The 23688-nt window shown below is 65.7% G+C and carries 27 protein-coding genes; 10 read left to right on the top strand and 17 right to left on the bottom strand.

The genetic code is table 11. The annotated features are described in order from the left end of the window. The first annotated feature begins 34 nt into the window (after positions 1-34). Genes KQH53_16605 through KQH53_16615 form a run of 3 tightly spaced genes read left to right on the top strand, consistent with a single transcriptional unit; the run spans position 35 to position 1459 of the window. On the top strand, positions 35-241 hold the full coding sequence (locus KQH53_16605; protein ID MCB2228303.1) for a YqaE/Pmp3 family membrane protein: 207 nt from the start codon (positions 35-37) through the stop codon (positions 239-241). 31 nt (positions 242-272) lie between these two features. Next, the gene (locus KQH53_16610) at positions 273-992 is read left to right on the top strand and encodes a 3'-5' exonuclease (protein MCB2228304.1); all 720 of its coding nucleotides are present in this window, start codon (positions 273-275) and stop codon (positions 990-992) included. 53 nt (positions 993-1045) lie between these two features. Beyond that, on the top strand, positions 1046-1459 hold the full coding sequence (locus tag KQH53_16615; protein ID MCB2228305.1) for a helix-turn-helix transcriptional regulator: 414 nt from the start codon (positions 1046-1048) through the stop codon (positions 1457-1459). A 215-nt stretch (positions 1460-1674) separates the two neighbouring features. Here the strand turns inward: KQH53_16615 and KQH53_16620 are convergent, their stop codons facing one another. The 6 genes from KQH53_16620 to KQH53_16645 all read right to left on the bottom strand — a co-directional run bounded on the left by KQH53_16620 (position 1675) and on the right by KQH53_16645 (position 5031). Then, positions 1675-2121: an AsnC family transcriptional regulator gene (locus KQH53_16620; GenBank protein ID MCB2228306.1), complete on the bottom strand. Its 447-nt coding sequence runs from the start codon at positions 2119-2121 to the stop codon at positions 1675-1677. 19 nt (positions 2122-2140) lie between these two features. After that, the gene (locus KQH53_16625) at positions 2141-2521 is read right to left on the bottom strand and encodes a hypothetical protein (protein MCB2228307.1); all 381 of its coding nucleotides are present in this window, start codon (positions 2519-2521) and stop codon (positions 2141-2143) included. A gap of 26 nt (positions 2522-2547) precedes the next feature. Further along, a complete protein-coding gene (locus tag KQH53_16630; protein MCB2228308.1) occupies positions 2548-2820 on the bottom strand; it encodes a hypothetical protein in 273 nt (90 codons plus the stop codon). A 10-nt stretch (positions 2821-2830) separates the two neighbouring features. Continuing rightward, positions 2831-3139: a hypothetical protein gene (locus KQH53_16635; protein MCB2228309.1), complete on the bottom strand. Its 309-nt coding sequence runs from the start codon at positions 3137-3139 to the stop codon at positions 2831-2833. A gap of 2 nt (positions 3140-3141) precedes the next feature. Further along, positions 3142-4263, bottom strand: a complete 1122-nt coding sequence (gene ahbD, locus KQH53_16640) for a heme b synthase (GenBank protein ID MCB2228310.1) — start codon at positions 4261-4263, stop codon at positions 3142-3144. 114 nt (positions 4264-4377) lie between these two features. After that, positions 4378-5031, bottom strand: a complete 654-nt coding sequence (locus KQH53_16645; GenBank protein MCB2228311.1) for an HAD family hydrolase — start codon at positions 5029-5031, stop codon at positions 4378-4380. Between the two features lie 341 nt (positions 5032-5372). Here KQH53_16645 and KQH53_16650 point away from each other — a divergent pair, with 341 nt between their 5' ends. From KQH53_16650 to KQH53_16660, 3 genes are all read left to right on the top strand, one after another. Further along, a complete protein-coding gene (locus KQH53_16650; GenBank protein ID MCB2228312.1) occupies positions 5373-6014 on the top strand; it encodes a TetR/AcrR family transcriptional regulator in 642 nt (213 codons plus the stop codon). Between the two features lie 24 nt (positions 6015-6038). Next, positions 6039-9323 (top strand): cobalamin-dependent protein, encoded by a 3285-nt coding sequence (locus tag KQH53_16655; protein MCB2228313.1) that lies wholly within the window; start codon positions 6039-6041, stop codon positions 9321-9323. A 124-nt stretch (positions 9324-9447) separates the two neighbouring features. Continuing rightward, positions 9448-9954, top strand: a complete 507-nt coding sequence (locus KQH53_16660; GenBank protein ID MCB2228314.1) for a hypothetical protein — start codon at positions 9448-9450, stop codon at positions 9952-9954. Between the two features lie 117 nt (positions 9955-10071). On the opposite strand, the gene KQH53_16665 is transcribed toward KQH53_16660, so the two are convergent. Next, positions 10072-10482 (bottom strand): peptidylprolyl isomerase, encoded by a 411-nt coding sequence (locus KQH53_16665; protein MCB2228315.1) that lies wholly within the window; start codon positions 10480-10482, stop codon positions 10072-10074. A 221-nt stretch (positions 10483-10703) separates the two neighbouring features. Here KQH53_16665 and KQH53_16670 point away from each other — a divergent pair, with 221 nt between their 5' ends. Next, complete coding sequence (locus KQH53_16670; GenBank protein ID MCB2228316.1) at positions 10704-11330, top strand: phosphatase PAP2 family protein; 627 nt, start codon at positions 10704-10706, stop codon at positions 11328-11330. Between the two features lie 17 nt (positions 11331-11347). Here KQH53_16670 and KQH53_16675 read toward each other — a convergent pair whose 3' ends face one another. Next, entirely contained in the window at positions 11348-12637 is a 1290-nt protein-coding gene (locus KQH53_16675) for an alpha/beta fold hydrolase (GenBank protein ID MCB2228317.1), read from the bottom strand. A 64-nt stretch (positions 12638-12701) separates the two neighbouring features. Then, the gene (mutM, locus tag KQH53_16680; GenBank protein ID MCB2228318.1) at positions 12702-13517 is read right to left on the bottom strand and encodes a bifunctional DNA-formamidopyrimidine glycosylase/DNA-(apurinic or apyrimidinic site) lyase; all 816 of its coding nucleotides are present in this window, start codon (positions 13515-13517) and stop codon (positions 12702-12704) included. A 396-nt stretch (positions 13518-13913) separates the two neighbouring features. Between mutM and KQH53_16685 the strand changes: the two genes are divergently transcribed. Genes KQH53_16685 through KQH53_16695 form a run of 3 tightly spaced genes read left to right on the top strand, consistent with a single transcriptional unit; the run spans position 13914 to position 16150 of the window. Beyond that, positions 13914-14870: a GAF domain-containing protein gene (locus tag KQH53_16685; protein ID MCB2228319.1), complete on the top strand. Its 957-nt coding sequence runs from the start codon at positions 13914-13916 to the stop codon at positions 14868-14870. A gap of 49 nt (positions 14871-14919) precedes the next feature. Continuing rightward, positions 14920-15942 (top strand): rod shape-determining protein, encoded by a 1023-nt coding sequence (locus KQH53_16690; GenBank protein ID MCB2228320.1) that lies wholly within the window; start codon positions 14920-14922, stop codon positions 15940-15942. Between the two features lie 16 nt (positions 15943-15958). Beyond that, entirely contained in the window at positions 15959-16150 is a 192-nt protein-coding gene (locus tag KQH53_16695; protein MCB2228321.1) for a hypothetical protein, read from the top strand. On the opposite strand, the gene KQH53_16700 is transcribed toward KQH53_16695, so the two are convergent. The 8 genes from KQH53_16700 to KQH53_16735 all read right to left on the bottom strand — a co-directional run bounded on the left by KQH53_16700 (position 16147) and on the right by KQH53_16735 (position 23687). Then, a complete protein-coding gene (locus KQH53_16700) occupies positions 16147-17103 on the bottom strand; it encodes a hypothetical protein (GenBank protein ID MCB2228322.1) in 957 nt (318 codons plus the stop codon). The genes KQH53_16695 and KQH53_16700 overlap by 4 nt on opposite strands. Continuing rightward, complete coding sequence (locus KQH53_16705) at positions 17100-17387, bottom strand: YggU family protein (protein ID MCB2228323.1); 288 nt, start codon at positions 17385-17387, stop codon at positions 17100-17102. Before KQH53_16705 ends, KQH53_16700 begins: the two co-directional genes overlap by 4 nt. A 7-nt stretch (positions 17388-17394) precedes the next feature. After that, complete coding sequence (locus KQH53_16710; protein ID MCB2228324.1) at positions 17395-17895, bottom strand: DivIVA domain-containing protein; 501 nt, start codon at positions 17893-17895, stop codon at positions 17395-17397. A gap of 94 nt (positions 17896-17989) precedes the next feature. Then, a complete protein-coding gene (locus KQH53_16715) occupies positions 17990-19639 on the bottom strand; it encodes an AMP-binding protein (protein ID MCB2228325.1) in 1650 nt (549 codons plus the stop codon). Between the two features lie 29 nt (positions 19640-19668). Next, entirely contained in the window at positions 19669-20688 is a 1020-nt protein-coding gene (locus KQH53_16720; protein ID MCB2228326.1) for a hypothetical protein, read from the bottom strand. 22 nt (positions 20689-20710) lie between these two features. After that, positions 20711-21352, bottom strand: coding sequence for a response regulator (locus KQH53_16725; GenBank protein ID MCB2228327.1), 642 nt, complete (start codon positions 21350-21352; stop codon positions 20711-20713). Continuing rightward, positions 21349-22215, bottom strand: a complete 867-nt coding sequence (ubiA, locus tag KQH53_16730) for a putative 4-hydroxybenzoate polyprenyltransferase (protein ID MCB2228328.1) — start codon at positions 22213-22215, stop codon at positions 21349-21351. Before ubiA ends, KQH53_16725 begins: the two co-directional genes overlap by 4 nt. Beyond that, a complete protein-coding gene (locus tag KQH53_16735) occupies positions 22215-23687 on the bottom strand; it encodes a menaquinone biosynthesis decarboxylase (protein MCB2228329.1) in 1473 nt (490 codons plus the stop codon). Before KQH53_16735 ends, ubiA begins: the two co-directional genes overlap by 1 nt. Between the last annotated feature and the right edge of the window lies 1 nt (position 23688).

Below are 23688 nucleotides of genomic sequence, written 5' to 3' on the forward strand. Positions count from 1 at the left end.
CAGCCAATGACGACCTATACAAGGAGCACCCGCCATGACCGCCGACTATCTGGAGCCCCGAGAGCCCCGCGCCGGCAGCGCCAGCTTTCTGCTGATCCTGCTGGCCATCATCCTGCCGCCCCTGGCCGTGGCCCTGTCCTCCGGCCTGGGCGGCCGCTTCTGGCTAAACATCCTGCTCACCCTTCTGGGCTACATCCCCGGCCTGGTGCACGCCATCTGGGTGGTGGCCAAGACCGCCTAGGAAACCGGAACCTGCCCGTGGAGACCCGTCCTTGAGCCTGGTCAAGGCCCGGCTGGGGAACCTGCTGGCCCGGCAGCGCGCCCGGAGCCGCGGCTTGCACCCGCACGCCCAGGCCAACCTGGAGGCGCTGGAGGGGCTGGACCCCAGCACGCCGCTGGACCAGTGCCGCTTCGTGGTGCTGGACCTGGAGACCACGGGCATGGACCCGGAGCAGGACCGGGTGGTGAGCGTGGGCTCGCTGCGCATCGCGCAGGGCAGGGCGCTGTTGGGCGAGAGCTTTGCCGAGTTGGTGAACCCGGGGCGGGACATCCCGGCCGAGGCCATCAAGGTGCACGGCATCACCCCGGACAAGATCGCCCACGCGCGCCACGGGGCCGAGGTGTTCGAGGACTGGCTGGGATTTTTGGGCCGCGACATCCTGGTGGCCCATTACGCCCGCTTTGACCTGCACTTCATCAACCACGTGATGCGTGAGCGCTACGGCTTTCCCTTGCAGAACCTGATCATCGACACGGTGCTCATGTGCCAGGCCATCGTGTTGCCCGGCGATCCCTACGGCATTGCCCGCCACCAGAAGGCCTGCCGTTTGGAGTCCTTGGCCGCGCGCTTCGGCATCCCCACCCCGGAGCGCCACACCGCCCTGGGCGACGCCTTGATAACCGCCATGGTCTTTCAGCGGATGCTGGCCCGGTTGTCCGTGGTGGGACCGGGGCGGCTAAAGGATTTGATGCGGGTGGCGCAGTTGAAGTAGGGGGTTTACGCGGCGAGGCCGCTTGGTATAGCCTTGCCGCAAAGGGGTGCACATTGCGGGAATCGCACACGCTCATAGCGGCCTGGGTGGGCCGCCGCCTCAAGCAGCTCCGGGGTGAACGGACCCAAAAGGAGTTCGCGGACCAGCTCGGCCTGAGCCAGGCCCAGTACAACCGCTACGAGACCGGCAAGCGCCTGGCCCACGACAAGGTGCTGGCCGGGGTGGCGGGCATCTGCGGCCTGAGCCCGGAGCAGGTGATCTGGGGCGACGAGCTGCCCGCCGGGGCCCAGCCCCAGGCCGAGGCCGCCCGCGACGTGGCCGAGCTGATCGCCCTGCTGGACGACGAGGCCCGCGAAGACCTCTTCGTCTTCCTGAAAAACAAGACCGAGGACCTGGCCCGCAAGCGGCGCTCCGAAGCCCGCCACGCCCTGCGCGTTCTGCAGGGGCTTCAGAAGAAGGCCATCTAACAATACCGGCCGGCTTCGCCAGACGCCGGCATACTGCGTTGCTGGCATCGCTCCAGCCTCGCCGTAGTTTCAGCTACGCCTCCGGCTGTCGCTCGCCAGACGCCTTGCCTGCCGCCGCCTGGCTGTGCCGGTGACCTGCCTAGTCTGGTTATTCCAAACCACAAATTAATCTGATCGAAAAAAGATGAGTTTCGCGTAAAAAGACTGCGCAGGACTTATACGGGGAAGTCCACCTTTATCTTGTACATCTCCTTGGCGGGCATGGAGCATATCTTGTCCACGCCCGTGTCCTTGGCGATCCGGGCCAGGTTGGCCTCGATGTCCTCCATGGACTCGGCGATGAAGGTAAACCACACGTTGTAGTCGTGGCCCCGGCGGTAATTGTGGGTCACCCCGTGGTAGGCGTTCACCGTGGCCACGAAGGCCTCGAACTTGTCCTCCGGCACCTGGGCGGCGCACAGGGTGGAAGCAAAGCCCAGGGCGGTGGAGGTGAAGTTGCCTCCAATGCGCCGGATGACCCCGCTTTCTTTCAGGGCGGCCAGGCGCTCCAGCACCTCGTCCTCGCTCAGGCCCAGCTCCTGGCCCAGCTTGGCAAAGGGGCGCTCATCAATGGGCAGGCGCGACTGCACCGCCCGCAGGATGGCCTTGTCCGTGTCGTCCAGGTGATGGCTCATGTTTGGGTCACTTCCCCAGGGGAATGCTGGCCGTGCCGGTCCAGTGCAATACAAAGGGCCGCTTGGCGTCGGAGAATTGCCTGACCAGGGACACCAGCTCCTTGGTCAGGTCGCGGTCCGCGGCCACCAGGTAGGAGAAGTTGTCCTGGCGCTTGATTCCGCCAAGGTCCCTCACCGCGCCTTGGGTGGGGCCCCATTCGGTGTAGCCGCCAGCCAGCGTTACCAAACCCTTGCGGAAGCCGGCCATGTATTCCAGGGGGCTCATGCCCGGCCCGGGCTTGGGCGCCACCACCACGAAATGGATGTGCGCGGTCTGGGCCAGGGCCGGGGCGGCCAGGCCGATGACCAGGGCCAGGGCCACCAGGACGAGGGCGATCTTGCGCGGCATGTTCCTTTGCCTCCCGTATTGGCCGGTCAGGGCCGGCAGACCTTGCAGGGCACGTAACCCGCCCGGATGGCTTGTTCCCGGCTGTTGAAGCGGGCCGTGCATCTCTTGCAATTATAATAGCGGCACTCGGGCCGGTGGAACTTATGCGAGCGCAGGTTGCCGTGGTACACCACGCTCGGCGCGGCTTGCCCGGCAGCCGTTTTGTCCGGCGGCGGGGCCGGGCGCTCGCCTTGGGCCCCGGCAACACCGGCCCAGAGCATGACCAGGAGCAGGGCGATCAGGGCGCGCCGGAGCCGCATGATTCTCTCCCTAAGGCTTGCACACCTTGCAGGGCTTGTAGCCCGCGTCCAGGGCCTCCTGGCGCTCAGCGAACACGGCCGTACAGTCCGGGCTGTCGTAGTAGCGGCAGCCGGGCTGGTGGAAGGACTTGGACTTCACGTTGCCCTTGAGCGCGCCTTCCGGGGCCGGGGCGGCCTCCTGGGCGGGCGCGGCCTCGGCCTCGGCTTGGGGCTGGGGCGCGGGTTCCTCCGCGGGGGCGCTCTTGGTGCGCATCAGGGCCGGGGGGCCCAGGACCAGACTGAGACCGACCGCCCACAGCCAACCGTTCTTGCTTGCCATGCTTAACTCCCTTGCTGTTGCGCGCGTGGTGGCTGATACAAGCACAGCGGCTCTTCGGCCAAATGGTCGCCGCTCACCTCATAGGCTCGGGCCCGGCAGCCGCCGCATACCCTGCGGTATTCGCACAGGCCGCACTTTCCCTTGAGCAGGTCCGGGTCGCGCAGTTCCTTGAATAGTTGGGCCTCGCGCCAGATGGCGCTGAAAGGCTTTTGGCGTATGTTGCCCGCGCTCAGCTCCAGATAGCCGCAGGGCTGCACCTCGCCCACGTGGGAGACGAAGGCGAAGCCCTGGCCGCCCAGGCAGCCCTTGGTCACCGCGTCCAGGCCGTGGGTCTCGAAGCTCAGCTTCTCTCCGGTCTCCTTGGCCCGCTGACGGATGATGCGGAAATAGTGGGGCGCGCAGGTGGCCTTGAGCTCCAGGGGCACCTGGCCCCGCTTGTCGCAGAACCAGTTGAGCACGTCCTCGTACTCCTGGGCGCTGATGATCTCTTCGGTGAGCGCCCGGCCCCGGCCGGTGGGCACCAGCAGAAAAATGTGGTGGGCCACCGCGCCCAGATCCACCGCGCTCTCCTGGATCGCCTCCACCTGGGGCAGGTTGCCCCGGGTGACGGTGGTGTTCATCTGGAACTCAAGGCCCGCCGCCGTGGCCGCTTTCATGCCTTCCAGGGAGCCCTGGTAAGCTCCGGCCTGGCCGCGAAACTGGTCGTGACTGGCCGCGTCCGGGCCGTCGATGGAGATGCTCAGGCGCTTGATGCCCGCCTCCTTCAGCTCGCGGGCCTTCTCCGGGGTGAGCAGGGTGCCGTTGGTTCCCATGACCATGCGCAGGCCCAGCTCGTGGCCATAGCGGGCCAGGTGCAGGATGTCCTCGCGCAACAGGGGCTCGCCCCCGGTCATGATCACGATGGGCTTGCCCATGGAGGCCAGGTCGTCCAGAAAGGCCTCGCCCTCGGCGGTGGTCAGCTCGTCGGGATAAAACTCGTTCTCGGCCCCGGCCCGGCAGTGCAGGCAGGAGAGGTTGCAGCGACGGGTGGTCTCCCAGGCCACCAGCCTGAGGGCCGGGGTGCCGTCGGCATAGGCGCCGGGCGGGGGGCCGCCGGGGTGGCCTTTGGCATGAGGATGGGGCATGAGCGCTCCTGATGGGTGTGCGGGTTGCCCCAAGTGTAAAGCGAGCCTGGCCTGGGCGCAAGGATTCAGGGAGGCGCTTGCCCCACTAAACACTGGTGAATTGCGCTGAAGCCCCTAGAACAGGCCCAGCAGCTCCGAGGGGTGGGCTGCCGTGAATTCCGGGCGCAGGCCGCGGCAGCGCCCGGCATCGCCGTAGCCGTAGGAGGCCCAGCAGGCGTGAGCCCCAACCGCGCGGGCGAACTCCAGGTCGATGTGGGTGTCGCCCACCATGATCGCTCTATGGCCCTCGTTCCGGCCGAAGCGGGGGTGGATCAGCTCTTGATACAGCCGGGGGTCGGGCTTGTTGGGGCCTTCATTGGTGTAGCCGTAGATCTCCTGCACCGTGTGGCTCAGGCCGAAGGACTCCAGGAGCACCCAGGTGTTCTCGGCCTTGCGCGCGCTGACGATCACCGTGGCCACGCCTCGCTCGGCCAGGCCGGAGAGAAAGCCGGCCGCGCCGGCGAACAGGCGCATGCGGCCCATGCCCTCGGCCAGGAAGATGTCGCGGTAAGTCTGGGCCCAGTCCTGGCCCTCGGCGGGGGTGCCGTGGCCGCGCAGGAGCATGAGCGCCTCGGGCAGGGGGATGCCGATGGTGGCCCGGATGGCGGCTTCGGTGGGCGGCTGTTCGCCCCGGGAGCGAAAGGTGCCCTGGATGCAATGCACCACCGAGCCGGCCGAATCGGCCAGGGTGCCGTCGAAATCGAGCATGGCCAGGTCATAGGTAGGCATTGCTGCGCTCCGGCGACGAGAAGGTGGGTGGGGCAGGGCGACCCGCGCTTGTTTGCTAAGTCTAAATGCGGGTGGGCCGGGGCGCAAGACGGAGGCGGGACAGCTGCCTAAGCACGCGCTCGGAATCGGGGGCCAATGTTCAGTTTGGCGGCATTCGGCGGACGCATATAAGATTTTCACTGTAATGATAGGTAGTTGTCAAGGTCGGTTAACTCCGGTTGAACAGGGTTAATTATTGCTTGACACATCCCCGCGAACCGGGTGATATTAAGCCTGAGCGAGCGCTCAGTCGGAAGAGCGAACCCATCACACAGCAAGGCGCGCAACAGGATAGACGAACCATGAGCCAGAACGAACCGCCCGCCCAGGGCAAAGACATCCCCACCGAGGTCAAGGACAACGACTTGGTGGCCCGCCGTCGGCGTCAGATCGTGGACGCGGCGGTGCATCTGTTCATCCGCAAGGGCTTCCACAAGACCACCACCCGCGAGATCGCCAAGGCGGCCGGTTTTTCCATCGGCACGCTCTATGAGTACGTCACCTCCAAAGAGGACGTGCTCTACCTGGTGTGCCAGGCCATCCACTCGGAGATGGAGCAGCGGCTCACCGCCCGCCTCAGGCACGGCATCAACGGCGCGCGGGACCTGGAGGCGGCCATCGGGGTGTACTTCACGGTGTGCCACCAGATGAGCGACCACATTCTCTTGATCTACCAGGAGACCAAGAGCCTTCCGGCCGAGAGCCGCCGTTTCGTCCTGGAGCACGAGCTGCGCATCACCGGGGTGTTCAAGGAGCTCTTGACTCGCGGGGTGAACGACTTTTCCCTGCGCCCCCTGAGCCCGCCAGAGACCGAGCTGGTGGCCCACAACATCATGGTGGTGGGGCACATGTGGGCCTTCCGGCGCTGGGCCCTGGCCGATCATTTCAGCCTGGATCAGTACATCGAGCTGCAAAGCGACTATTTGCTGGGTGAGCTCACCTAGCCGGATTGAACGAGGGGTAGTCCCATGAGCTACGAGACCAAGCCATACAAGCCGGTAAACCCGGTGCGCGCGGTCACCGCCGCCAGTCTGTTCGACGGCCACGATGCGGCCATCAACATCATCCGCCGCATTTTGCAGGCCACGGGGGTCGAGGTGATCCACATGGCCCACAACCGGGCGGTGAACGAGATCGTGGACGCGGCCATAGCCGAGGACGCCCAGGCCATATGCGCCTCCTGCTACCAGGGGGGGCACATGGAGTTCTTCAAGTACATGGTGGACCTCTTGCGGCAGAAGGGGCGGCCCGACATCCTGGTGTTCGGCGGGGGCGGCGGGGTGATCGTGCCCGAGGAGATCCGCGAGCTCATGGACTACGGCGTGGCCCGGGTGTATTCGCCCAACGACGGCCAGAAGATGGGCCTGCAAGGCATCATCAACGACGTGGTCAAGCAGATGGACGAGATGGCCGGAGACATGGCCGCCCAGGACGACCTGAGCGAGCTGGACCCGGCCCACCCCCGCTTGGTGGCCCGGGCCATCAGCCTGGTGGAGCGGGCGGCCTTGGAGCGCGGGGACGATCTCAAGGCCTGGCGCGAGCGCCTGAAGGAGAAGCAGGGCGACAAGAGGGTGCCCGTGGTGGGGGTCACCGGCACGGGAGGGGCGGGCAAGTCCTCGCTCACCGACGAGCTCTTGATACGCTTCTTGCACGACTTCCCGGACAAGACCGTGGCCGTAATCAGCGTGGACCCCACCCGGCGCAAGAGCGGCGGGGCGCTGTTGGGCGACCGCATCCGCATGAACAGCCTGGACAACGGGCGGGTGTACATGCGCTCCTTGGCCACGCGGGGCTCCTCCATGGAGATCAGCGGGGCCCTCGGCGATGTGATCAAGGTGTGCCAGGCCGCGGGGTATGACCTGGTGGTGGTGGAGACCGCGGGCATCGGCCAGGGCGACGCTGCGGTGGTGGACGTGGTGGACTCGAGCCTCTACGTGATGACCAGCGAGTTCGGCGCGGCCAGCCAACTGGAAAAGATCGACATGCTCGACTTCGCGGACCTGGTGGCCGTGAACAAGTTCGAGCGGCGGGGCTCCGAGGACGCGCTGCGCGACGTGCGCAAGCAGATGCAGCGCAACCTCAACGCCTGGACCACCAAGCCCGAGCAGATGCCGGTTTACGGCACCATCGCCAGCAAGTTCAACGACGACGGGGTGACCGCGCTATATCTGGCCCTGTTGGCCGAGATAAAGGACAAGACCGGGGTGGAGCTGAAGAGCCCCAGGCCGCCGGTGAAGCTGACCCACTCCTCCAGCCGCACCATCATCGTGCCGCCGGAGCGCACCCGCTATCTGGCCGAGATCGCCGAGACCCTCCGGGGCTATCACCAGCGCACCCAGCAGCAGGCCGACCTGGTGCGCCGGGTGTGGCAGATGAAGGAGACTCACGACGCCATGGCCAAGGCCTGGCAGGGCGACCCGGGCCTGGAGGCGGCGCTGGAGAAGCTACGGGCCGAGGTGCACCGCCTGGAGGAGGGCTACGACGAGCGCACCCACCGGCTGCTGGCCGAGTGGCCCCAATTGCAAAAGGCCTATCACGGCGAGGAGTACGTGTACAAGGTGCGCGACCGGGAGATCCGGGTGCCGCTGAACACCCGCTCCCTGTCCGGTACGGCCATCCCCAAGGTGTGCCTGCCCGACTGGCAGGACCCGGCCGAGGTCTACGCCTGGATGCGCCGCGAGAATGTGCCCGGCTCCTTCCCCTACACGGCGGGCGTGTTCCCCTTCAAGCGCACCGACGAGGACCCCACCCGCATGTTCGCGGGCGAGGGCGACCCCTTCCGCACCAACCGGCGCTTCAAGCTCTTGACCGCCGGGGCCAAGGCGGCGCGCCTCTCCACGGCCTTTGACTCGGTGACGCTCTACGGCTGGGACCCGGACGAGCGGCCGGATATCTACGGCAAGGTGGGCACCAGCGGGGTGAGCATCTGCACCCTGGAGGACATGAAGGCCCTGTACGACGGCTTCGATCTGGTGAACCCCAACACCTCGGTGTCCATGACCATCAACGGCCCGGCCCCGATCATGCTGGCCTTTTTCTTCAACACGGCCATTGACCAGCAGATCGACAAGTTCATCTCCGAGAACAACCGCGAGCCCAGCCGCGAGGAGCGCAAGCGCATCAAGGACATGGTGCTGAGCAACGTGCGGGGCACGGTGCAGGCGGACATACTGAAAGAGGACCAGGGCCAGAACACCTGCATCTTCTCCATCGAGTTCGCCCTGCGCATGATGGGCGACATCCAGCAGTATTTCATCGAGCGGGACGTGCGTAACTTCTACAGCGTGTCCATCAGCGGGTATCACATCGCCGAGGCCGGGGCCAACCCCATCAGCCAGCTGGCCTTCACCCTGGCCAACGGCTTCACCTACGCGGAGTACTACCTCTCGCGCGGCATGGACATCGACGATTTCGCGCCCAACCTGAGCTTCTTCTTCTCCAATGGCATGGACATCGAGTACACGGTGATCGGGCGGGTAGCGCGGCGCATCTGGGCGGTGGCCATGCGCGAGATGTACGGGGCCAGCCCGCGCAGCCAGATGCTCAAGTATCACATCCAGACCTCGGGGCGCTCGCTGCACTCCCAGGAGATCAACTTCAACGACATCCGCACCACCTTGCAGGCCTTGTGCGCCATCTACGACAACTGCAACTCCCTGCACACCAACGCCTATGACGAGGCCATCACCACGCCCAGCGAGGACTCGGTGCGCCGGGCGGTGGCCATCCAGATGATCATCAACCAGGAGTGGGGCCCGGCCAAGAACCAGAACCCGCTGCAGGGCGCCTTCATCGTGGAGCAGCTTACCAGCCTGGTGGAGGAGGCGGTGCTGGAGGAGTTCATGCGCCTGACCACCCGGGGCGGGGTGTTGGGGGCCATGGAGACCGGGTATCAGCGCTCCAAGATCCAGGAGGAGAGCATCTACTACGAGATGCTCAAGCACTCGGGCGAGCTGCCCATCATCGGGGTGAACACCTTCAAGAACCCCAACCTGGGCGAGGAGGAGGCCGAGTGCGCCGTGGAGCTGGCCCGGGCCACCGAGGAAGAGAAGCAGAGCCAGCTCAAGCGCCTGCGCGAGTTCCAGGACAAGCACGCTGGCGAGGCTGCGGCCGCTCTCAAGAAGCTGCAAAAGGTGGCCCTAAGCGGCGGGAACGTCTTCGCCGAGCTCATGGACACGGTGCGGGTCTGCTCCCTGGGGCAGATTACGCGGGCCTTGTATGACGTGGGCGGGCAGTATCGGCGAGGGATGTAGCTTAAAATAACATATTCTGGAAAACGTCTCGACTGATCATTGGCCGAGACGTTTTGCCTTTATATAGGCTTGTTTTGTGTGATAGATAATGAACAGCTATTAACCAGCCAAGGATATTTGCAGTATGAAAATTCGTCTTCAAACATTTTCATATAGGTTTGCCGAGCAGGTATTAAACAGCAGATTGTATTTAAAGCAGGAAATTGAAGATGTACTCTATGATGCAAAATTTAAGATACCCGAATTGACTCGGCCAAATTTTAACAAGCTACTTGATGAGTCGTTCAGTGAAAAAGGATGGCAATCTCAGCCGACCGTATTCAGTGATACGGCTGACCCATCTGCCAAAATGGATTTTTTAAAGGACAGGGTAGGTATAGAAGTTGAGTTCGGGCACTCCTCCTTTTTGGGGATTGATCTGCTTAAATTTCAGGTTGCATCTTATTCTGGCTTAGACAAAATTGATGTTGCTGTTTACATTGTCACGACTCGTTCTTTTCAGAAGAGAATGAAGAATGAAGTAAACTTAAAATGGGACGGTAGCCTTAATTTTGAAAAGGTCATTAGATATCTTCCGCATTTTAAAAGTGCAATTCAGGTGCCGATATATGTGATCGGTATCGATATGTAGCCTCAACACTAGCGATTATTACCTTTAAAACTCTTTTGCTACGGCTCCGTATAAAAAGCCCGGACGGCTGGCACCGCCCGGGCTTTTCTTTTTTTCAATACCAACTCTTAAGCGAGCTTACTCCACGATCTCCATGTCGAAGACCAGGGTCTGGCCGGCCAGGGGGTGGTTGGCGTCCACGGTGACCGCCTCGTCGCTCATGCCGGTCACGCGGACCATGACCTCGCCGCCGGGAGTGACCGCCTTGAACATGTCGCCCAGCTTGACCTCGGGCGGGAAATGCTCTTTGGGCACCTCCTGCACCGCCTCGGCGTGGTGCTCGCCGTAGCCGTCTTCCGGAGCCACGGTCACGGTCTTCTTGTCGCCCACTTCCATGCCGATCACCGCGTTGGACACGCCCGGGATGAGCTGGTCGCTGCCCGCCTCGAACTCCAGGGGCTCCTTGCCTTCGCTGCTGTCCACGGCGGTGCCGTCTTCCAGTTTGGCGGTGTAATGCATCCGTACCTTGTCGCCGGCGCTTATGGCCATGGCTTGCCTGCTCCTTATATCCCGGATAAGTCGTTGGCGAGCCCGCTCGGCTCCAGGATCAAAAACGGCGGGACCGTAATGGATTGGGGCAACCCTATCAACTATGCTCCCACAAAACCACCCCCCAACCAAATTATGGGCCGTTGGTTTGACCCGCGCGGGGCCGTGTCCTACCATGGCCGGAACGACCCGGCGAGGGAGGCATCTTGATGGATCGGCGTTTGTTGCGGACAACCGGCCTTTGCGGCCTGGGCGTGGCGGCCCTTATTGCGATGCTGTTCTGGCTGGTGGACCGGCCGGTGGATCTGGCCTGCCGCGATTTGGCCGGGGGCGGGCTGCACCAGGCGGCCACCTATCTGAGCCTGCTGGCGGACCACGATTTTTTCAATGTGTGGCTGTTCTGCGGCTTGGTGCTGGGCGGGGTCCTGGCCCTGGGGCGCGGGCTCACGCCCGGGGTGCGCGGCCTGCTCTACGTGTGCCTGGCCGTGGCGGCAACCATGCTCATCGGCGAGACCCTTAAGTGGTTCTTCGGCCGCCATAGGCCGGTGATGCTCTTCGAAAAGGGGCTCTACGGCTTTTCCTGGTTCGCGACCAAGGGCTGGGGGCATTCCTTCCCCTCGGGGCACAACTTTCGCATCTTCGCGGCTCTGACCGCCCTGGGCATGCTCTGGCCCAAGGCGCGTTGGCCGTTGCTCACCCTGGCCGTCCTGGTGGGCGTCTCGCGGGTCATCGTGACCCGGCATTATCCCAGCGACATCGTGGCCGGGGCATTCCTGGGCATCGTGGGCGCGGTGTGGGCCTGGCGCATAGGCCAGGCCTGGTGGGCCGGGCAACAGGCCGGGGAGTAAGGCCAGCCCCTTCCAGATCAGCGCGGTGCGGCCAGGGTGGTGTCCAGCCAGTCCAGGATGCGCTGGTTGGACACGGCCACGGCCCCCATCTGGCAGTGGGGGGTGGCGTCTTGTGCGGCGGTGAACTCCATCAGGGTCTTGGGGCAGGTCATGGCCTCGTAAAGGCGCTTCTGATCGTCATAGGACATGAAGTGATCGCCGTGGCTGGCGATGACCAGGCTGGTGGCGCGGATGCGCGCGGCCTGGGCCGGGGTGAGCTGGTAACGGGCAAACTGCTCCATGAACTCCAGGGGCGTTTTAACCCCCATGACAAACATGCCATTGCCCGCCAGCCAACGCCAGCCGATGGACTGGGCCATGCGCTCACGCATGATGCGGTTGGCGATGGCCGGATCGGAGCGCATCTGCTTCCATTGCTCGGCACTGGGACGCCGGCCGGCCATCATGTCCATGACCCCGGGGTTGGCCACCAGGGCGGCCAGACGGGGCTCATAGGCCGCGGCCCGGGCCACCAGGTAGCCGCCCATGGACAGGCCCATGAGGGCCAGGCGCCGGGGGTCCACCTCCGGCCGCGCCAGGGCCCAGTCCACCACCGGGGTCACCACCTTTTCCCAGTCCGGCCGGAAGGCCAGGCCCTGGGCCCGGATCACGCCGCCCTGGCCCGGCCCCTCGAAGATGAGCACGTTGTATCCCCGGGGCAGGGCGAAGAAGGCCGCCTCGAAGTAGAGCTCTTCGCCGGTGCCGTCAAAGCCGGTCTGCACGATCAGGGTCTTGCGGGGCTTGCCCGAGGCATCGGGCCGCAGGAAGTAGCCGGGCAGGGTGGTGTGCTCATAGGGGATGGCCACCACCTCCACCGGGTGGTCCATGAGCTTGGCCGCCTGGCGAAAGGTGTCGCGGCCCAGGCGCCAGGAAGTGCGGATGCGCGGGTCCTGGGGATGGTCGTGTAAAAAGAAGTCCGCCGGGCGGTAGTAGGCGCTGGCCCGGAGCAGGGCCTCGCGGGCCGAGACCCGGTGGCCCGAGGCCAGGCTGGCCAGGCCCAAGGCGCGGGTGCGCTGGGCCAGGTCGAACCAGGCCTGGTACCAGGAGTCGCCGTCCCCGGGCTGGATGCGCCGGGCCGCGGCCAGGGCCTCGTTCAAGTCCGCGCCGCCGGACAGGGCATAGCCCAGCACGCGGCGCAGCTCAAAGTCATAGGTCTGGTCGCTGAACACCACCGGGGCCGGGGTGGCGGTCCGGGGCGGGGCGGCTTGGGCCGTGGCGGCGGCCAGGCAGAGGCACAGGCACAAGGCCAGGCGCAGGCATAAGGGCATGAGGCTACTCCGGGTTGATGCTGCCCGGAATTATCTCACGTCGCCAGGGGCCGGTCAAAAGGGGCTATTTCTGGCAGCTGGGGCAGAAATGGGTGGAGCGGCCGGCCACCACGATGCGCTCGATGGGCGCGCCGCAGTTGGGGCAGGGCTGGCCGCCCCGCTTGTACACCCTATGTGCGTGCTGAAAGGTGCCGGGCCGTCCATGGGCGTCCACGAAGTTGCTCACCGAGGAGCCGCCCCGGGCCAGGGCCTCCTTCAGGATAATTTGCAGATGCTCGTGCAGATGGCAGAGCTGCTCGTCGCTCAGGTCGCAGGGGCGCGACAGGGGGTGCAGCCCGGCCCGGTGCAGAGACTCGTCCGCGTAGATGTTGCCCACCCCGGCCAGGACGCGCTGGTCCAGAAGCAGGCTCTTGAGCTTGCCGCCCCGGCCGCCCAGGCGCTCCAGGAACACCGCCTGCTCCATGCCCAGGGCGTCGGGGCCCATGTTGGCCAGGGGGCCGGCCAGGAGCGATTCGCGGTCCGGGCACCAGGCCATGAAGCCGAACTGGCGGGGGTCGCGGAAGTAGAGGTTGGGGCCCTCGTCCTCGAAGCTCACCGTGACGTGCACGTGCTTGACCGGCGGCTTGGCCTCGGCCAGGATCACCTGCCCGGTCATGCCCAGATGGATGGCCCAGACTCCGTAGTTGTCCATGCGAAGCATGAGCAGTTTGCCGTGGCGCTCCAGGCCGGTGATGCGGTGCCCCCGGATGCCGGCGGAGAGCTCCTTGGGGGTGGGGCGCACCAGCTTGGGCAGGCCCACCCGGAGGGTCTTGGGGGTGCGCTCCAGCAGGCCGGGGGCCAGGGTGCGGCGAACGCTTTCTACTTCAGGTAGTTCAGGCATGAAATAGTAATAATTCCCTTTGGGGCGCTTGGCAAGGGCTATCCTTGCGAAATATGGCCGCCAACCCCATTATTTTGTGGTTGACTATAATTACCTAACTATATAGAGTGGTTCCATAGGCTGGTGGGCCAGCGCAATGCATATTTTTTCAACCGGGAGCCCGTTTCGTGCCCAATTACGAAAAAATGAAGGAGGCTTGTCCCAACCTCAAGGCCAATTTGTCTGAATGTACGTGCTCTTACAGCGCGTGCGACAAGACGGGCCTTTGCTGTCAGTGCGTGGCCTATCATCGCCGTATGCGCCAGATACCGGGTTGTTTCTTCACCCCCGATGGAGAGCGCAGCTACGACCGGTCCTATGCCAAATTCCGCAGCGATTGCTGCTGAGTCCGCGGCCGTGCCCGGCCGTATCCCCCCCCAATCCCGTCACGGGTTGCAGGACGCGGTTGACCTGTTGGCCAACCTGACCGAGGCGTCCACGGTGGCCCTGTTCCTGCGCGACCCCGGGGGCGAGCGCCTCCATGCCGCGGCCTGGCACACCCTGGCCCGCTCCTTCCGCTCCGACGACCCGGTGGAGGTAGGCGAGGGTCTGGTGGGCTGGGTGGCCAAGCACAAGCGGCCGGTGGACGTGGACCGCTACCAGCAGAGCTCCAGCGCCACGGGGCTCTACTATGACGACGAGGGCATTCGGGCCTTTTTGGGCGTGCCGGTGGGTGACTGGGGGGTTCTGGTGGTGGACACCAAGAACCGCCAGGTCTTCGGCGAACGCGAAAAGAAGATCATCCGGGACTTCGGGGTGTTCATGGGTCAGATGGTGGCCCAGCAGGAGACCTGCGCCCGGGAGGCGCTCTACGGACGCATCCTGGATTTGCTCTATGACATTGAAAACGCCTCGCTGAGCTTCGCGGGCCGCCGCCAGCTCTACGACGAGGTGCTGGACGCGGGACGCCGCTTCACCGGTCTGGCCATGGGCTTTTTGTGCCTATTGCATCCGGGCCGCAAGCAGTTCTGGGTGGAGGCGGTGCAGGGCCCCAGCGTGGCGACCCTCAGGGGCCGCTCCTTCCCGGTGAGCCAGGGCCTGGTGGGCTGGATCATGCGCGAGGCGCGGCCTTTGTCGCACCTGCGGATGCGCCCCGGCCAGGGCAAGAGCTACCTCATCGCGCCCGACGAGCCGTTGAGGGGGTACAATGCCTTCTTGGGGGTGCCGCTTTTGGCCTGGCGCAGGCTGGTGGGGGTGTGGGCCTTTGCCGGGCAGACCGAGCGTATAATCGACGAAGAAGAGGAGAGGGCGCTGCAGCTAGCGGGCCACCGGGTGGCCGCCACCTTGGAACATTACCGGCTGGCGTCCTTTTAGAAGATAGCCCCGGCCCCTCCGGGGCGGGCGGAAAAAAGGCAGGTACGCATTGCTTAGTAAACTTTTGGGGTTGTTCGCCAAGGATTTGGCCATGGACCTGGGCACGGCCAACACCTTGATCTTTATCAAGGGCCAGGGCGTGGTGCTCAACGAGCCATCGGTGGTGGCGCTCAAGCGCGACACCGGCAAGCCCCTGGCCGTGGGCCACGAGGCCAAGCAGTACCTGGGGCGCACCAACCCCTCCATCATCGCGGCCCGCCCCCTCAAGGACGGAGTGATCGCGGACTTCGACATGACCCGCATCATGATCCGCGAGTTCATCCTCAAGGTGAAGTCGGCCACCGGGTTCATGAAGCCGCGCATGCTCATCGGGGTGCCCAGCGGGGTGACCCAGGTGGAGAAGCGGGCGGTGATCGAGAGCGCGGAACAGGCCGGGGCGCGCGACATCTACCTCATTGAGGAGCCCATGGCCGCAGCCATCGGGGCCGGGCTGCCCATCGACCTGCCCCAAGGCTGCATGGTGGTGGACATCGGCGGCGGCACCACCGAGGTGGCGGTGATCAGCCTTTACTCCACCGCCTACGCCGAATCGGTGCGCGTGGCCGGCGATGAGGCCAACGAATCCATCATTCGTTACGTTCAGAAGAAATATCAGGTCCAGATTGGCGAAAACACCGCCGAGCAGGTAAAGATATCTATCGGATCGGCTTTTCCCTTGGCCCAGCCCTTGTCCATGGAGGTCAGCGGCAAGGACCTGGTGGAAGGCATTCCGCGCACCATAACCCTGAGCGACGAGGAGGTGCGCGAGGCCATGGCCGAGCCGGTGGAGGTCATCCTGGAGAGCGTCAAGCGAGCCTTTGAAAAGACGCCTCCGGAGCTGGCCGCCGACGTGGCCGACCAGGGCATCATGCTTGCCGGCGGCGGGGCCCTCATCAGGGGCCTGGACGATTTGATCCGGCACGAGATGAAGCTCAAGGTCAACGTGGCCGAAGATCCCTTGACTTGTGTGGCAATGGGTGCTGGAATCGCCCTGCACAACGTGAAAGAGTATCGGCGGGTTTTCATCAACTGATTCGGCGAGGACTGATTTGGCCCGACTCCTGATCCTGGAGGAACTGGAAGATCGCATTGATTGTTTCGGTGAGTTCGACCGCGACGATCACGTCTGCCTGGCCCACTGCGGTCTAAGCTTCGAGTGCGCCGCCGCTAGAGAGAGATACCAGGCCTTGCAGCGGCACGACGAGTCCCTGGAGAACCTGGGCTGCCCGCATAGCGCCTAGTCCCGGCCTCGGGGCCGGCGCGGCGACAGCCCGGCTTCCCTGAGGACCGCCTCCTTGCCCCGCCCGCTGGGACGCGGGCGCGGCAAGGGCACCACATTCCTCCCCACATCATCGCGCACCCAGGAAGCCCGCTGCTTGCGGCGGCGCACCACCAGGCCCACGCCCGCGATCAGGGCGATGAGCCCCCAGAGCACCCCCCCGGCGGTGAGTGCCGAGATCCAGGAAAAACGCGAGCCCATGTCCTCGCGGAACTTGTCTTCCAGCCCGGCCAGGCTGTGGCCCGTGGCCCGTTGCAGGGCGGCGGTGAGCGGCCGCCCCTGAGAGAGCGAGCGCACCACCTCGCGCAAGGCCTTGTCGCCGTATTGGTTGAGCAGCCAGCCCACCAGGTAGTAGCTCTGGGCATAGGCCAAGGAGGCGCGCTCGGCCGAGGGCGGGAAGCGGTGGCTGATCTCGGCCAGGGGCAATAGGCCCTGGCCCAGCACCGCCTGGGTCATGGCCGCGGCCAGCTCCCAGCCACCCTCGCCCGAGAGCTGCATGGCCAGGCCTTCCTCCAGCCACAGGGGAGCGGGACGGCCCCTTAGGCCCGAGGCCAGGTAGAGGTGGGCCATCTCGTGCAGGAGCACCTCGCGGAAACCCAAGGCGGTGGCCAGTTGGCCGGGTGAGCGCAGGAGGATGAAGTTTCGGCGGGGGACGGCCAGGCCCGCGGCCCAGTTGGGGCCGCCCAACTCGGCCGCCCGGCGGGCGAAGGCCTTGCGGGTGGGGGCCACCTCGATGGTCAGCTCGCTGGGCGCGGCCCCGGTCCAGGCGGCCAAACGGGGGGCGGCGGCAACGGCCTCGGCGCGCACATGGGCGGCCAGCTCGGGGGAAGGGGCGATGACCGTAATTTCGGGCGCGGCGGCCCAGACGGGCAGGGCCAGCAGCAGGAAAACCAGCGCCAGCAGATAGCGCCTCACAAGCCCAGGCGCTCCTTGAGCTCGGCCTCGCTGAGCCCGCTGACCTCCACCCGCTTGCTGCGCGAGCGCTCCCCGGCCACCACGGCCACCTTGCCCTTGGCCAGGCCCAGGGTCTTGGCCAAAAGCTTGACCAGGGCCCGGTTGGCCGCGCCCTCCACCGGCGGGGCGGTGAGGCGCACCTTAAGGGCGCCGGCCTCCACTCCGGCCAGCTCGTTGCGCGAGGCGCGGGGGGCCACCTTGACAGCGAGGCTCAGGCCGCCGGCGGTTTTGCTGATCAACGGCACGGGAGAATCAGGAAGAGGGGCTCCGAAGGATCTTGATCTTGTCCTCCAGCTCGGCCAGGTCGCGGTCGCGGTCGGTCTCCACCTCCAGAAGCTTGAGGTGGGCCTCGACCAGGGAGCGCAAACGGACCTCGAACTGGGCCCGCTGGCGTTTGAGCTCGGAGATGTCGTCGTGTATCTGGGCCAGGCGGTTGTGAGCCTGGTTGAGGATCTTCTCGGCCTGAAGCTCGGCCTCGGCCACGATGAACTTGGCCTCCTTTTCGGAGTTGGCCTTCATATCCTCGGCGAGCTGGCGGGTCTGGGCCAGGTTGTCCTCCAGGGTCTTCTCGCGGACGCGGTAATCCTTGAGCTCCTCGCTGACATCGCTCAGCTTGCGGCTGGTGTCGTCGACTTCCCGGTGCAGGCCGTCGATGTAGTCGGCCAGCTTGTTGACAAAGTTCTCCACCTCGGTGGCGTCGTAGCCACGGAAGCGGCGGGGAAACTCTTTGTCTCTAAGGTCCTGGACGTCCATATAGGCACCTGCCTTGTGGGGTCACATAAGAACAACCACTGATTCTAATTACCGGGAACTGCGGGAAAAGTCAAGTGTTATTCAAGCTCTAACCCTATAGCTCTCCTTGGGAAACCAGCTCGGCCAGCATCAGATCGCGCATGCGGAACTTCTGTATCTTGCCCAGGGGGGTCATGGGAAAGCTCTCCACGAAACGAACCCAGGCGGGCAGGTGGTTGTCCGGCAGCTTGGCGCGCAGATGGGCGATGACCGCCTCCTGGTCCAGCTCGGCGGCGCGCTCCAGTTTGATCCAAACCGCCACCTCCTCGCCCAACTCGGGGTGGGGCACCCCAAAGGCCTGAACCGTGTTCACCGCCGGATGGGCGAAGAGCACCTCCTCGATGCGGGCCGGGAACACGATGCGTCCGGCCTTGCGGATCACCTCTTTGAGGCGGCCCGAGATGCTCAGATAGCCCTGGGCGTCCAGGCTGCCCAGGTCGCCGGTGTGCAGCCAGCCGTCCTGGTCCACGGCCTGGGCGGTCTCGGCGGGCATGTCGAAGTAGCCCAGCATCACGTAGCCCCGGGTGCATATCTCGCCCACCTCGCCGGCCGGGAGGCTATCGCCGCTCACCGGGTCCACGATCTTGACCTCCGCGCCGGGCACCGCGCGGCCCACGGTGGATACGCGCAGCTCCAGGGGGTCGTCAGGGCGGCTGGTGGATATCCATGAGCTGGCCTCGGTCTGGCCGTAGCCGATGAGGATGTCCTTGACCCCCATCTCGTTCGCCACCCGGTGCATCACCTCGATGGGGCACTGGGCCCCGCCCATGATGCCGGTGCGCAGCCCGCCGCCGGTGGCGGCCTGATAGGCCGGGTCGTCCAGCATGGCGATGAAAGAGGTGGGCGGGCCGTACAGGGCGGTGCATTTTTCGGCCACCACCGCCTGGAGGGTGGCCCCCGGTTCGGGCAGGCGGGAGGGGAAGACCAAAGTGGCCCGCTGGATGATGCCCGCCAGGGCGATGCAGATGCAGCCGAACATGTGGCACAGGGGCACGGACACGGCCAAACGGTCGGCGCTGGTCAGGGCCTGGTTACGCCCCCCGGCCAGGGAGGTCATGATCAGGCCGTGATGAGGGCTCAGCACTCCCTTGGGGCGGCCGGTGGTGCCAGAGGTGTAGAGCAGGGTGGCCGCGTCTTCGGGCCGCACCGCGCCCATGCGCGCGAAAAGCTCCGCGTCGGGCACCGCGCGGCCTCGCTCCAGGGCCTCATTCCAGGCGAGGGCCCCGGCCGGGGCCTCGCCGCCCAGGACGATTACCCGCTTGAGCTCGGGAAGCTGGGCGCAGGACAGGCCATCCGGGGCGGGTTGCAACACCTCCGGGCAGAGCGAGGCCAGGGCGTCCAGGTATTCGCGGCCCGCCAGGCCCGGCACCAGCACCAGGGCGGCGCAGCGGGACTGGCCCAGCTGGTAGGCCAGCTCCTCGGCCCCGAAGCCGGTGTCCACGCTGGAGAGCACCACCCCGGCCTTGGCCGCGCCGTACATGACCATGAGCCACTCCGGCTGGTTGGGGGCCCACAGGGCCAGGCGCTGACCGGGCAGCAGGCCCAGGGCGATGAAGGCCTTGGCCAGGCCGTCGCTGATGCGGTCGAAGTCGCCGTAGGTATGGCGGGCCCCGCTGGGCAGGTCCACCAGGGCCTCGTGGTCCCCCTGGCTGGCGGCCACCTGCTTGAGCACCCCTCCCAAGGTCAAGCTGACCTCAGCGGCCATATCTCCCCCTTTTCAGCTTCAGCGCATGATCAATCCCGCCACATCTTCTTGAGGTCGCGGGCCATCTCCTCCGGGCTCAGGAAGCAAACCGTCTCGTCGTGCAGCTTCTCGAAGTAGTTGATCTCGTCGATGCCCATGGGCGGAATCTGCACCCGGCTGACCAGGCGCAGCATCAGCGGCAGGCCGGCCCCGGGCTTGAGCGAGGTGTGCAGGGCCATGTTGTGCGAGTTCACGCCCTTGGCCTGGAAGTACTTGAGCACCCGGCAGATGCCCCGGGCCACGCCCTCCACCTGCTTTGGCGTGAAGTCCATGAGCCCCTTGCCGCCGGGCGACAGGGCCATTAGATCATAGATGGCCCGGGGCGCGAAAGGCGTGAGCCAGGCCAGGGGACCCACCTTGCCCACCCAGCGTTCCTTGTTGGCCTGCTCGGTCTCCACATAGGCGGCCATCATGTCCTGGCCGTGGCGCTTGGCAAAGCTCCGCGCCTTCTTCAGGAGCATCTCCTCGAAGTGGGTGGCCCGGGTGGAGGATACGATCTGGAAGTGGGGGTGAATCTGGCCCCCGCCCGCGGGCATCATGTAGTTCCAGTTCACCGAGCCGTAGGAATCCTCCGGGGCCAGGCGGGCAAAGGCCTCCCGGGCCAGGAGCAGGCCGTCGGCGATCTGGGACACCGTGAACTGCTTGGGCAGGACGTGATGCTTTTTGGTCAGGCGGATGACGTAGGTGTGGGCTCCGTAGGGGAAGGCGTTGGGGAAGCACACCGCCTCGCCCCGGGTGAGGAAGCCCTCGGGCACCACCTCGGGCAAAAAGCGCGCGCCCATCTTCTCCAGGTTGCCCGGGCAGAAGGGGCACACCCGGCCCTGGTCCCGCTCCAAAAACAGGGAGTGGTCCAGCTTGCCCAGGGACTTGAAACGGAAGGAGAGGATGCGGCTGCGGTAGCCGGTGAGCGGGTCGAAGCGCAGGTCGACCGACACCTCGGTGGGCTTGAAATCGTCAAAGGGGCTCAGGAATGCGGTCTTGCGGGGCTTACTGACGAACTTGAAGGACATGAGCTTGCTCCTGGTTGAGGCGCTATCCCAATGCCCGGCGCACCAGCTCCAAAAGCTGGCTGGGCCTAAAGGGCTTGGCCAGGCGGGGGTAGCCGAAATCTTCGATCTCCTGCATCAGCCCGTTCTGGATGGAGCGGGTGCCGAAGAAGCCGGAGATGAAGATCACCTTAAGGCCGGGGTCGCGCTCCCTAAGGGTGCGCACCATCTCCACCCCGTCCATTATGGGCATGAGTATGTCGCTGATCACCAGCTCGGGCCGGAAGGTGAGGTGGGTGCGCAGCCCGGCCAGGCCGTCGGGCGCGGTGGCCACGTGGTAGCCTTCCAGGGCCAACAGATCGGCCAGGTTCTGAGCCAGGCCCTCCTCGTCCTCCACCACCATGACGCGCGGGTGGCCGGTGCGGGGCCGGGCGGCGCTTTTGAGAAAATCGCACAGCTCGCGGTCGCTGGTCATATCCAACCGCTCCTTGACGGCGTTGAGGCGGCGCTGGCCTTCCTCGGCGGCCTGTTTGTTCTGCTGGTGCAGGTCCGGGTGATAGACCTTGGAGAGCAGGCGGTAGGAGGAGCGCACGTAGCGCGCCGCCGCCTCGGGCCCCAGCTCCTCGGTGATTTGCAGGGCCTTGTCCAGCACGCCCAGATATTTCAGGTCCACCTCGAGCTGAGTCATGACAGCCGGTCCATGGCTAGGAACAAAAAGTAGGCAATGGAGATGAAGCCGTTGACCGTGAAAAAGGCCATGGGGATGTTGGCCTGTTTTATGGCCACCAGGGTCTGCTCCACCACCAGGGCCAGGCACACGATGAGCGCCCCGGCCAGATACCAGGGGCCCAGATCGAACAGGGGCCACAGGAGCAGGAAGCCCAGCCCGGCCAGGGCGTGCATGGCCCGGCTTACCCATAGGGCGTTTTTCAGGCCCAGGTGGGCGGGCAAAGACTTGAGCGCGTGCTCGCGGTCAAAGGCGATGTCCTGGCAGGCGTAGATCACGTCGAAGCCGGCCACCCACAGGGTGACCGCCCCGGCCAGCAGCAGGGCCCGCCAGTCCCAGGCGCCGGTCACCGCGATCCAGGCGCCCAGGGGGGCCAGGGCCGTGGCCACGCCCAGCCAGAGGTGGCACAGCCAGGTGTAGCGCTTGGTGAAGCTGTAGCCCAGCACCCAGGCCAGGGCCACGGGCGAGAGCTTGAGGCACAGCGGGTTGAGCATCCACGCGGCCAGGACCAACAGGCCGCAGGCCAGGGCCAGCCAGGCCCAGGCCAGGGCGATGCTCACCTTGCCGGTGACCAGGGGGCGTCCGGCGGTGCGCGGGTTCAGGGCGTCCCAGCGGCGGTCGGCGATGCGGTTCATGATCATGGCCGCGCTGCGGGCGGCCACCAGGGCCACCACCACCCAGAACACCACGCCAAAAGTGACCGGCCGCACCGAGGCGGCCAGCACCAGGGCGCTGAGGGCAAAGGGGAACAGGAATACGGTGTGGCTGAATTTGACCAGCTCGCCGAAGTCCCGGAGCCGTGCGCCCAAAGCCGAGGCGGGCATCATTTCTCCGGGGGCAACAGGCCCCAGCCCTGGAGCTGCTTGAGCGCCGCCTGCTGCACCGAGGGGGTCATCTCGATGCGGTCTGGCCAGGGGCGGGTGAAGCCCTCGCCGGGCAGCTTCTTGGTGCCGTCGATGCCCATCTTGGAGTGCAGGAAAGGCAGCTGGGCCGCATGGTCCAGGGCGTCGGCCGGGCCCCGGGTGAAGAGCACGTCGCGCTGGGGGTCGATGTGGTTGAGCGCCTCCCACCAGGCGCGCTGCGGATCCTGCACATCCACGTCGCCGTCCACTACCACGATGAGCTTGGCGAACATCATCTGCCCTTGTCCCCACAGGGCGTTCATCACCTTGTAGGCCTGGCCGGGGTGCTTCTTGTCGATGGCCACGAACACCAGGTTGTGGAACACCCCTTCGGCGGGCATGTGATAGTCCACCACCTCGGGCAGCACCGTCTGGATGAGCGGCAGGAACAGGCGCTCGGTGGCCATGCCCAGGTAGTAGTCCTCCATGGGCGGGATGCCCACGATGGTGGTGGGATAGAGGAAGTCCTTGCGATGGGTGATGGTGGTGATGTGGAACACCGGGTATTCGTCGGCCAGGGAGTAATAGCCGGTGTGGTCGCCGAAGGGGCCTTCGGTGCGCAGCGCCTCGGCCGGGTCCACGTAGCCTTCCAGGATCACCTCGGCCTGGGCCGGGACCATGAGATCGCTGGTCTGGGCCTTGACCACCTCCAGGGGGCGGCGCATCAAGAAGCCCGTAAACATGTACTCGGGCAGGTTTTCGGGCAGGGGCGCGCAGGCCGCGTAGGTGGAGGCCGGCGGCCCGCCGATGGCCACGGCCACGGGCAATTTTTGCCCCAGCTCCCGAGCCCGGTCATAGTGAGCCGCGCCGCCCTTGTGGCGGTGCCAGTGCATGCCCGTGGTGTGCGCGTCGAAGCGCTGGAGGCGGTACATGCCCACGTTGTGCTTGCCGGTGTCGGGATCGGCGGTGATGACCTGGGGCAGGGTGATGAAGGGCCCGGCGTCGTCGGGCCAGCAGGTGAGGATGGGCAACAGATCCAGGCTGGCGTCTTCGCCGCTGAGCACCACCTCCTGGCAGGGGGCCTCCTTCACTTGCTTGGGCGCGAAGGCCTTGAGCTCCTTGAGCTTGGGCAACACGCTCATCAGCTTGGCCACCAGGCCGCCTTGGGGCAGCTCCAGCTCCAACAGGCCCCGTAGGCGCGAGGCGATCTCTTCCAGGTCCTCCACCCCCAGGGCCAGGGCCATGCGGCGGCGCGAGCCGAAGAGGTTGATGCCCAGGGGGCAAGAGGCGTCCTTGACCTTTTCAAAAAGCAGGGCCGGTCCCGTGGCCTTCATCACCGGGTCGGCCAGGGCGGTGACCTCCAGGTAGGGGTCCACTTCCTCGCTGATGCGTTTGAGCTCGCCCCGCTTTTCCAGGTCGTCCAGGAACTGCCGCATGTTGTTGGGCGCCTGCATG

It is taken from the genome of Desulfarculaceae bacterium (genome assembly GCA_020444545.1).
Taxonomy (GTDB): domain Bacteria; phylum Desulfobacterota; class Desulfarculia; order Desulfarculales; family Desulfarculaceae; genus Desulfoferula.

What these genes read in the sequence shown, in the direction of transcription:
- KQH53_16605 (MCB2228303.1), top strand. Translation starts at nt 35, where the DNA reads ATGACCGCCGACTATCTGGAGCCCCGAGAGCCCCGCGCCGGCAGCGCC.
- KQH53_16625 (MCB2228307.1), bottom strand. Translation starts at nt 2,521, where the DNA reads ATGCCGCGCAAGATCGCCCTCGTCCTGGTGGCCCTGGCCCTGGTCATC.
- KQH53_16630 (MCB2228308.1), bottom strand. Translation starts at nt 2,820, where the DNA reads ATGCGGCTCCGGCGCGCCCTGATCGCCCTGCTCCTGGTCATGCTCTGG.
- KQH53_16635 (MCB2228309.1), bottom strand. Translation starts at nt 3,139, where the DNA reads ATGGCAAGCAAGAACGGTTGGCTGTGGGCGGTCGGTCTCAGTCTGGTC.
- ahbD (MCB2228310.1), bottom strand. Translation starts at nt 4,263, where the DNA reads ATGCCCCATCCTCATGCCAAAGGCCACCCCGGCGGCCCCCCGCCCGGC.
- KQH53_16645 (MCB2228311.1), bottom strand. Translation starts at nt 5,031, where the DNA reads ATGCCTACCTATGACCTGGCCATGCTCGATTTCGACGGCACCCTGGCC.
- KQH53_16650 (MCB2228312.1), top strand. Translation starts at nt 5,373, where the DNA reads ATGAGCCAGAACGAACCGCCCGCCCAGGGCAAAGACATCCCCACCGAG.
- KQH53_16655 (MCB2228313.1), top strand. Translation starts at nt 6,039, where the DNA reads ATGAGCTACGAGACCAAGCCATACAAGCCGGTAAACCCGGTGCGCGCG.
- KQH53_16660 (MCB2228314.1), top strand. Translation starts at nt 9,448, where the DNA reads ATGAAAATTCGTCTTCAAACATTTTCATATAGGTTTGCCGAGCAGGTA.
- KQH53_16665 (MCB2228315.1), bottom strand. Translation starts at nt 10,482, where the DNA reads ATGGCCATAAGCGCCGGCGACAAGGTACGGATGCATTACACCGCCAAA.
- KQH53_16675 (MCB2228317.1), bottom strand. Translation starts at nt 12,637, where the DNA reads ATGCCCTTATGCCTGCGCCTGGCCTTGTGCCTGTGCCTCTGCCTGGCC.
- mutM (MCB2228318.1), bottom strand. Translation starts at nt 13,517, where the DNA reads ATGCCTGAACTACCTGAAGTAGAAAGCGTTCGCCGCACCCTGGCCCCC.
- KQH53_16710 (MCB2228324.1), bottom strand. Translation starts at nt 17,895, where the DNA reads ATGGACGTCCAGGACCTTAGAGACAAAGAGTTTCCCCGCCGCTTCCGT.
- KQH53_16715 (MCB2228325.1), bottom strand. Translation starts at nt 19,639, where the DNA reads ATGGCCGCTGAGGTCAGCTTGACCTTGGGAGGGGTGCTCAAGCAGGTG.
- KQH53_16720 (MCB2228326.1), bottom strand. Translation starts at nt 20,688, where the DNA reads ATGTCCTTCAAGTTCGTCAGTAAGCCCCGCAAGACCGCATTCCTGAGC.
- KQH53_16725 (MCB2228327.1), bottom strand. Translation starts at nt 21,352, where the DNA reads ATGACTCAGCTCGAGGTGGACCTGAAATATCTGGGCGTGCTGGACAAG.
- ubiA (MCB2228328.1), bottom strand. Translation starts at nt 22,215, where the DNA reads ATGCCCGCCTCGGCTTTGGGCGCACGGCTCCGGGACTTCGGCGAGCTG.
- KQH53_16735 (MCB2228329.1), bottom strand. Translation starts at nt 23,687, where the DNA reads ATGCAGGCGCCCAACAACATGCGGCAGTTCCTGGACGACCTGGAAAAG.